Origin of the sequence: uncultured Dialister sp. (assembly GCF_937959425.1) — a bacterium.
Taxonomy (GTDB): domain Bacteria; phylum Bacillota; class Negativicutes; order Veillonellales; family Dialisteraceae; genus Dialister.
In genome coordinates this window covers 1-1,570 of the sequence record NZ_CALGPS010000057.1, presented here as the reverse complement: position 1 = coordinate 1,570, position 1,570 = coordinate 1, and the positions used below count along the sequence as shown (strand labels likewise).

Annotated in this window: 1 protein-coding gene; it reads left to right on the top strand. The window is 44.8% G+C overall.

All coding sequences use genetic code 11. From position 1 onward, the window contains the following. Window positions 1-233: 233 nt before the first annotated feature. Window positions 234-806 carry a hypothetical protein gene (locus tag Q0482_RS02335; RefSeq protein WP_299142857.1) on the top strand — a complete coding sequence of 191 codons (573 nt, stop codon included), beginning with the start codon at window positions 234-236 and terminating at the stop codon, window positions 804-806. Window positions 807-1,570 lie beyond the last annotated feature (764 nt).

Below are 1,570 nucleotides of genomic sequence, written 5' to 3'. Positions count from 1 at the left end.
CACCCCTGTTTAAGGGGTGGGTGGCGAGCGCAGCGAGCCGGAAGGGGTTAGCCGTAAAGCAGCCTATAAAATTCATTGCCCGAAGGGCAATCCACAACCCTCGGGCCCAAAGGGCCCGTCAAACCTAAGAACCCTCCGGCCAAAGGCCGGTCAAACTTAAGAACCTTTCCTTCCCGCCCTTTTTCCCTTATAATAGAAATAACAAATCATATATCTGTAAAGGAGGATTTCCCATGAAAAAGATACTGGCTTCTGCATTATTTCTTTCCCTGGCGCTCTCCTGCGGCGTTTCGGCGAACTGGATGACCGGAGAGTCCACAGTGGTGGCGGTGAACCGGGGAGAAGCAGCCTTTCATTCATCCCTTTCTTCAGAGCAGCGGCTGGATGTGGGCATGACTGCCGACAGCACCGGTAGTGCGGACGTGATTTTTTCCCATGCTTCTTCGGGAAATAAACTCACCCTTTCGACTCTGCCGGTAAAAATTGAAACTGGCACCAGCACAGACGGAAGCACCTTCTCCGATGCCAAACTGACCGTGACGCCCCTTGTGAATAATGGAAACGGACAGCGGTACTACCTGGTGGAAACAGGAAGTCCGGAGGGAACACAGATTATTGCCTATAAGAAAGGAAACTTTACATCCGTCTTTACTGCTTCTTCCCTCATGGAAGGCGCCGATAGTGCATCCTTCGAAGTACAGAAGAAAGACATCATTCTCCATCTGACGAAGGGGGACACAAAAGCAGATTATACACTGGTCTTTGACTCCAAAACCGGAACTTTCAATGCAACTCTGAAAAACTGATAAAAAGGTCTGTGAAGAAATGGCAATCATTCCGTCACAGACCTTTTCTATTGCAGCAAACCGCCAGCCCAACGGAGGAAATCAGCTGACGGCTGCTTCGGTGATATTTCTCCACTCCCCCTTCCAACCATCGAATGACCACACTGCCCCGTGCCGCCATCGTCATCTCGAGCGGAGCTGCATGTCGATGTGGGGGAGAGGTGTCTGTTTCTATTGAAACGCTAAGTCGAGAGATCTCCTGCCTCTATGGTATCACCATAGAAAGGGGAATTTCTTCACTCCATGACGACAGGCGATACCTGTTTCGCCCTTTTCTCTTATAAAAAAAGAAAGAAATCAGAAATTTTGAAGACAGTCTGATAAAGATAGAAGACTGAAGGAAAAGACTGAAAACAGGAAAATAGCATAGGCATTGAAGAGTAAAAAGAAAAAGTAATGGAAAGAGCATATGATTTTATAAAGCTATCCGACTTGGAGTAAACAAGTAATTCACGATAAAGAGTACCATCTAATGCTGATAGTAAAGATAAAAATAGGAATCAGCACGATTTTACAATTTGACATAAAAAAGACAAGTTGCTATAATAACATACGCTTGAACGTTAAACGTACTTGGCAAACAAAAAAGTATGTTGACAGGGAAAAGCAAATGTGATATTATCATGAAGCTGTCACACAGCATCACGAAAAACAGTTTGAAAAAATATTCAAAAAAGAGTTTGACAAAACGAAAACTTCGTGATATGATAATCAAGTCGCTTGAA